At 63.9% G+C, this 5,772-nt stretch carries 9 protein-coding genes; 3 read left to right on the top strand and 6 right to left on the bottom strand.

Going from position 1 to position 5,772, the window contains the following annotated elements:
- Nucleotides 1-2: 2 nt before the first annotated feature.
- On the bottom strand, nucleotides 3-413 hold the full coding sequence (locus tag JFC09_RS16130; RefSeq protein ID WP_198395076.1) for a flavin-dependent monooxygenase: 411 nt from the start codon (nucleotides 411-413) through the stop codon (nucleotides 3-5).
- Between the two features lie 233 nt (nucleotides 414-646).
- Between JFC09_RS16130 and JFC09_RS16125 the strand changes: the two genes are divergently transcribed.
- Entirely contained in the window at nucleotides 647-1,627 is a 981-nt protein-coding gene (locus JFC09_RS16125) for a DUF2332 domain-containing protein (RefSeq protein WP_198395075.1), read from the top strand.
- Nucleotides 1,628-1,813: 186 nt separating this feature from the next.
- On the opposite strand, the gene JFC09_RS16120 is transcribed toward JFC09_RS16125, so the two are convergent.
- A complete protein-coding gene (locus tag JFC09_RS16120; protein ID WP_198395074.1) occupies nucleotides 1,814-2,245 on the bottom strand; it encodes a hypothetical protein in 432 nt (143 codons plus the stop codon).
- A complete protein-coding gene (locus tag JFC09_RS16115; RefSeq protein ID WP_198395073.1) occupies nucleotides 2,242-2,763 on the bottom strand; it encodes a hypothetical protein in 522 nt (173 codons plus the stop codon). The genes JFC09_RS16120 and JFC09_RS16115 overlap by 4 nt, the downstream gene beginning before the upstream one ends.
- A gap of 48 nt (nucleotides 2,764-2,811) precedes the next feature.
- Here JFC09_RS16115 and JFC09_RS16110 point away from each other — a divergent pair, with 48 nt between their 5' ends.
- Nucleotides 2,812-2,931, top strand: coding sequence for a MerR family DNA-binding transcriptional regulator (locus JFC09_RS16110; RefSeq protein WP_198395072.1), 120 nt, complete (start codon nucleotides 2,812-2,814; stop codon nucleotides 2,929-2,931).
- Nucleotides 2,932-2,952: 21 nt separating this feature from the next.
- Nucleotides 2,953-3,264: a hypothetical protein gene (locus JFC09_RS16105; RefSeq protein ID WP_198395071.1), complete on the top strand. Its 312-nt coding sequence runs from the start codon at nucleotides 2,953-2,955 to the stop codon at nucleotides 3,262-3,264.
- A gap of 178 nt (nucleotides 3,265-3,442) precedes the next feature.
- Here JFC09_RS16105 and JFC09_RS16100 read toward each other — a convergent pair whose 3' ends face one another.
- From JFC09_RS16100 to JFC09_RS16090, 3 genes are all read right to left on the bottom strand, one after another.
- Nucleotides 3,443-5,002, bottom strand: coding sequence for an MDR family MFS transporter (locus JFC09_RS16100; protein WP_198395070.1), 1,560 nt, complete (start codon nucleotides 5,000-5,002; stop codon nucleotides 3,443-3,445).
- Nucleotides 4,999-5,427, bottom strand: coding sequence for a MarR family winged helix-turn-helix transcriptional regulator (locus JFC09_RS17115; protein WP_408610981.1), 429 nt, complete (start codon nucleotides 5,425-5,427; stop codon nucleotides 4,999-5,001). Before JFC09_RS17115 ends, JFC09_RS16100 begins: the two co-directional genes overlap by 4 nt.
- Nucleotides 5,428-5,585: 158 nt before the next feature.
- The coding region (locus JFC09_RS16090) for a zinc-binding dehydrogenase (protein ID WP_198395068.1) at nucleotides 5,586-5,772 on the bottom strand (187 nt) is incomplete at its 5' end.

The raw sequence follows: 5,772 nt of genomic DNA, 5'->3' as shown, positions 1-5,772 counted from the left end.
AATTAGGCCAGATCGTAGATGTCATGCCGCAGTACAGCGCCCTCCGGTGTGGCCTCGATCAGATCACTGATCGGTCGATGCCACGACCCAAACCGGCCACGCAAGGTCTCATGGTCATCGTCGAACTGCGTACCGGGCGGTGTCGAGAGCGTCGCGAACCAATACACCCGATCGTCAGGCAGCGGAACAATTCCGAAGCGGGCACCCCTGCCCCAGGTCTCACCGGCCTCATTTGCCAGATGACCGCGTGAGGCAGTGACGCCGCGCCAGGCGGTATAACCGGCATAGCGGACGTCTCTGTCCAACCCCCACCTACTGCGTGCGTCGCTGCGCAAACCATCAGCGGCGATGACCAAGTCAAAGGTCTCCTTGCCGCCATCGACACTGACAATCGGAGCGCCTTCAGAGTCCACGGTGACGGTGTGATTCAGGTGCAGGGAGCCCTCGCCCAGTACCTCGGCAAGGGCCGCGTGAAGGTCAGCGCGCTTCAGATGGCGCTGTCCGCTGGTCCCTGGCCATGGCCGATCTCGAACCGGTCGGTCTGTTGGTCTCGACGCGCCGGGACTCCGGGGTGGAAACCGCGACTGGGTTGTAGACCCCTACGACGGATGTGCTGTGCCGGCTGCATCTGGTGCACAGTGGACCTATGGACCCAAGCATTCACCGTGGCGAACGACCCGCCGCGGACGGTTACCGCCTCTTTGCCCATCGTGAGGCACATGGCATCTCTGCTGTCTATGAGGCCTGGGCGAACGCTGTCGCCGACGACGACGCGGTTCTCACCCTCCTCGACACGCTCCCGCGTCCCAAGCGACAGCCGAACCTCGTCTTTGCGGCTGCCCGTCACCACGGCGCTGACAGCACCTACGACTCCTTCCGCCGCACGATGCTGGAGCAGTGGGAGCCGGTCCGGCGCACCATCATGTCCCGCGCTACGCAAACCAACGAGGCCGCCCGATGCGCCGTCCTGTTGCCGTTCCTGGCAGGGCTGCCTCAGCCCCTCGCCTTGATCGAGGTGGGTGCGGCCGCCGGGCTGTGCCTGTTGCCGGATCTCTACTCCTACCGTTACGACGACGGTACCCATCTCGACCCAGCGGACGGCCCGTCGGAAGTAGTCATCACCAGCCAGCTTGGTCCCGGCATCACCGCCCCCTCGGCAATGCCGCAGATCGCCTGGCGGGCTGGAATCGACCTAGCACCTATCGACGTCATGGACCACGAGGCCTGCGCCTGGCTGGAGACATTGATCTGGCCCGGACAGCCAGATCGTCTAGAACGTCTGCAACACGCCCTGGCCATCGCCCGGCGGGACCCACCGCGGATCGTCCAGGGCAACCTCATCGAGGCCCTTCCCGACCTAGCCCACGAAGCGCCAGCCGACGCCACGCTCGTCGTCTTCCATAGCGCCGTGCTGGCCTACCTCTCGCCCGAAGACCGCTCACATTTCCTCGGACTGGTCCACGACCTCCCCGGACACTGGGTCAGTAACGAGGGCCAGGGTGTTCTCCCGGCGCTTCCGTCTCCGAGCATCCGATCCGACGATGGCCGGTTCGTCCTGTCCGTTGACGGGCATCCGCGCGCACTCACCGACCCACACGGACGATCGATGACCGGTCTCGCTCAGTGATTTACCGTTCATCTATCCCCGTCAAGGATCCCCAAACGAACGTACGGCGGTGCAGTCACCCGCTCCAGGAGCCGGGTCCGCCATGGAGTGTCGATAGGAGCTGGTCATCTACGGGCGAAGGTGACTCTGCGGTTCGGGTTGCCGGTTGTCGCTGGTTGCGGCATCGCCAGGTGGTGGGCGACTTCGTCACCGCCCGGGCCCGCGTTTGTTCGGGCGGCGGCGCAGCGTTGCACCTTTGACGAGGGCGACGCGCAGGGCTACGGCCGTTAGCAGCGTCCAGCTGAGTCCTCCGTGCCATGTCTGGGACGGGGAGGCTCCGGCCCAGCGCGCGATCCCGCTGACGGTCACCGCAGCTGCGAGCACGAGCACCAGGCGCGAGCTGGCCAGGCGCAGGCGTGACGGGCGGCGCCGTGTGACCCAGTTCCGCAGCGAGGGAATGACGCGTGTCTGGACGTTCCAGACGACTGCGAGCAGCCACAACACCGAGGCCGCCAAGTGCGTGCCGGGCCATGCCACGCTGAGGGCCGCGAGTGCGAGCAGGACGGCCACGGGAAGCTCGGCCAGAATCCAGGAACGAGTTACGGCAGGGCCAGCACGTACATGCTGCTGCTGATTCATCGCTCGTTCGAGCTGTCACCTGCGGCCTCGATGACTAGCACGCCTAAGGCGCCCGCGTGGCAGGCGAAGCGAGCGAGGTGGCCGAACTCCCAGCGATCACGCAGCTGCCGCCAGTTGCCGGGCGGGTCGACCAGTCGCAGGGTCTGGTGATTGGTGGGTGCCACCAGCGGTAGGAACACACCGGGGTTCGCGATGAGCAGCAGTGCCCAGGCGGCCAACGCCGATCGCCGTGCCGATGGCACGAGCCCGGCCAGGGCGGGTGCTGCCAGCAGCGCGACACCTTCGGCGTGGCCGGCACGCCCGAACCAGGGCAGGTACAGAAGGCGAGTCAGCCACCACTGGCGGGCATCCAGGCGGCGGCGGGCTGGCATCTCGAGTGCGTGCGCCAGTGGCAACCCCATCGTCACGGCGGTCGAGCACAAGGCAACGGCCCGCAGGGCACGCCTACGGCGTCGCAGCAGCGGCACCGCGACCGGGAGCGCGACGATGATCGGCGATGTCCATGGTGAGGCCCTCATGTCTGCCACTGTGGAGCCTGCACCTGGGTTCAAGGCAAGGAGACAGTCATGCAGCTAGCCATCGGCACCGCCGCCGCGGAGGTCGGGATCGCAGTGTCGACACTGCGCTACTGGGAACGCCAGGGCCTGATCACGCCCCGGCGACAGCCTGGCGAGGAACGCCGCTAAGATCGTGACCTGCTGAGACGTATGGCCTTCCTGCGCCTGGCGGGCTTCGTCGGGCTGCCGCTGGGCACGGCCACGCAGATCCTCGACAGCGCACCCGCCGAGCGCCCCGCGATCGCCGACGCGGAGATGGGCCGCGTCGAGACGCTCATCTGGCGCGCTCGCGGCGCCCAGCGGCTCTTGGCCAATGCCCGCGACTGTCCCCACTCTCATGCCGCCGGTGGGTGCCCCGCCATGCAGCAAACGCTGGATCGTCTGTTCGCCGAGCACGACCCCAGCCTGCTGGATCCAGCATCGGTCGCGGCTGAGGCAGACCGCGCTCAACGGGAAAGTTGACGAGATTACACTCCACAGTCGCCGCCAAACCCGCTTGGGGATCGACTTGCGATACACCAACCCGGCTGGCCATCGCTCGTCAGTAAGACCGCCACGAAGCGACTCAAGAATCCCGCCATTTAGCAGACGAAGTCACAGACAGAGGCCCGCTCGCCGCGTGATCAAGCGCTTCTTTTGCTCACTCGTCTAGCGAATTTTCCGGTGCCGAGGGCTGCATTGAGACAGTGGTTCGCAGGGCGGCCTCTCGCGCTACCAGTATGCAGACCACGGTAATCACCGCGATTGCCGCAGAAATCAGAAATACGTAGCCAAAGCCATCAGCATAAGCATTGTGAACCGCCTCCCGCACGGGCGCCGGAAGCACAGAGAGGTCCAGATCAGTAGTGTCTCCGCCAGCGTCGGCGCCCGCACCGCCACCTATCCGTTCACGGACCCCTGCCGCCACCTGATGGGTGAGCACGGCGCCTAGCGCGGCCACGCCCACGGCTCCACCAAGCGACCGGAAGAATGCGACGGTCGCGGACGCTGCCCCAATATCCTTGACGTCAACGGTGTTCTGCACCGCCAAGACGATATTTTGAATGAGCATGCCTACCCCAGCGCCAGCGAGAGCCATGGAAATAGCTGCCCAAAGATAGCCGGTGGAATGATCGATGAGGCCCAGGCCCGCAAGCCCAACGACCATGAGGAGGCTGCCGACAAGCATGACTGGCTTCCAGTGCCCCGTTCTTGTGACGAGGATCCCACCAATCATCGACGAAAGAGTCTGGCAAATAATCATGGGCAGGATCAGGAAGCCAGCCGCAGTCGGTGAAGCTCCCTTGCCCAGCTGAAAGTACTGCGTGAGGAACACGGACGGGCCGAACATCGCGACACCGACTGCGAGGCTCGCTACGATCATTAGTACTGACGTACTGTTGCGCAGAACACGGATCGGTATGATCGGCTCGGCTGCGCGTAGTTCTACGAACACTGTGCCACCCGCCGCAAGAGCAAAAGCCGCAGCAAACGCGGCGGACTGCCAAGAGATCCACTCGTACGCGCTGCCAGCGAATGTGACCCACAGCATTGGCAGTGCCGCCGCGCAGGCAATGAGGATACCGCCCAAGTAGTCGATAGAGACAGAACGTCTTGGCGCTTCGTTTAACCGAAGGCTCATCTGGATGACGGTGAATGCGATGAGTGCAAGTGGAACACAGACGAAGTAGGTCCATCGCCACCCCAGGCCATCGGTGATGATCCCGCCCAGAAGCGGGCCAGACACAGTTGCCACGCCCATGACGCCGCCCATGTATCCGGAGTAGCGTCCACGTTCGCGCGGGGAAATGATTGTGCCCATGATCGCTTGGACCAACGCCATAAGGCCGCCCAGGGCCACGCCTTGCACGACGCGTGCGCTGATCATGATGGCGATCGATCCAGCAAAGCCCGCGATGAGCGAGCCGGCTACAAAGATCACGATTGTGGTCTGCACCAGGATCTTCTTGTTGAACAGGTCAGAAAGCTTCCCCCAGATGGGAGTGCTGACGGTCATCATGAGCAGGCTGGCCGTAATGACCCATGTGTATTCCCGCTGAGTGCCGTTCAGGTCTGCCATGATTGTCGGCAGAGCCGTGGACACGATGGTGGTTGATAACAAGGCAGTGAATAGAGCTATGAGCAGGCCGGTCATGACACGGCGAATTTCAGCGTGGGACAAGCCTTGCGGCGTCTTCGAAGGTGCGGACGTCTGCGTCATGATCTTCCTGCTTCTCTTGCATCGGACTCGAGTACATCTGCGAGTCGGTCGAGTCGGTCATTGAGCTGTTGGAGTACTACTAGGACTTGCCCGGTATTCGCGGGAGCCCAATCGTCGAGTACGGAGGCGAACCTCTCTGCGATGTAGTAGTGGCGCTGTGCAAGGTCTGCAGTGCCTCGGGGGGTAATTGAGATGACAGAGACTCGGCCATCTTCTTGATCGCTGTGGCGGCAGACCAGCCCGTCGCTCTCAAGGCCCTCCACGGCCCGGGAGGCAACAGAGACGGACACCGAGAGTTGATGCGCCAAAGCGCTGACACGGGCGTCTTGGGAGGTGAGGCACTGGAGGATGCCGACCTTCGTCCCCGAGAGGGCGTACCGACCCTGATGCTGTCCGACGGACCGGAACGTGCGAAGTGTGCGCACAACTTCCTGCAGGATCTCGTTCGCTTCGGGCAGGGCCCCCGGCTCGCTATCATTGCTTGTCACAAGCAAGTATTTTAAGGGGGTGGCGAATCTCCCGCAAGTTCAGTCGAAGCGACCGTCCTACCTGTCGACACGAAGGGGGCGAGATGCCCGGCGGCTCAGACGCTCAAGACCAGCTTCCCGCGAACGTGCCGCGTCTGCACGCGTGCTAGCGCTTCTGCGGCATGTTCGAAAGGATAGACGCGCTCAATCTCCAGGTGAATCCACCCTGCAGCTATTCCGGCTATGAGCTCGAGGAGCTGTTTACGGACGTTTGCACCGTAGTCGATCGCCCCACCCCTCCCC

Source organism: Brevibacterium yomogidense (assembly GCF_016107685.1).
GTDB classification, from domain to species: Bacteria; Actinomycetota; Actinomycetes; order Actinomycetales; family Brevibacteriaceae; genus Brevibacterium; species Brevibacterium yomogidense.
The sequence above is the reverse complement of the archived record's forward strand: the minus strand, read 5'-3'. Positions and strand labels throughout refer to the sequence as shown.

Bases quoted from the DNA above. Each gene is read 5' to 3' on its own strand.
- JFC09_RS16100 (WP_198395070.1), bottom strand. From the start codon at position 5,002: ATGACGCAGACGTCCGCACCTTCGAAGACGCCGCAAGGCTTGTCCCAC.
- JFC09_RS16110 (WP_198395072.1), top strand. From the start codon at position 2,812: ATGCAGCTAGCCATCGGCACCGCCGCCGCGGAGGTCGGGATCGCAGTG.
- JFC09_RS16115 (WP_198395073.1), bottom strand. From the start codon at position 2,763: ATGAGGGCCTCACCATGGACATCGCCGATCATCGTCGCGCTCCCGGTC.
- JFC09_RS16125 (WP_198395075.1), top strand. From the start codon at position 647: ATGGACCCAAGCATTCACCGTGGCGAACGACCCGCCGCGGACGGTTAC.
- JFC09_RS16120 (WP_198395074.1), bottom strand. From the start codon at position 2,245: ATGAATCAGCAGCAGCATGTACGTGCTGGCCCTGCCGTAACTCGTTCC.
- JFC09_RS16105 (WP_198395071.1), top strand. From the start codon at position 2,953: ATGGCCTTCCTGCGCCTGGCGGGCTTCGTCGGGCTGCCGCTGGGCACG.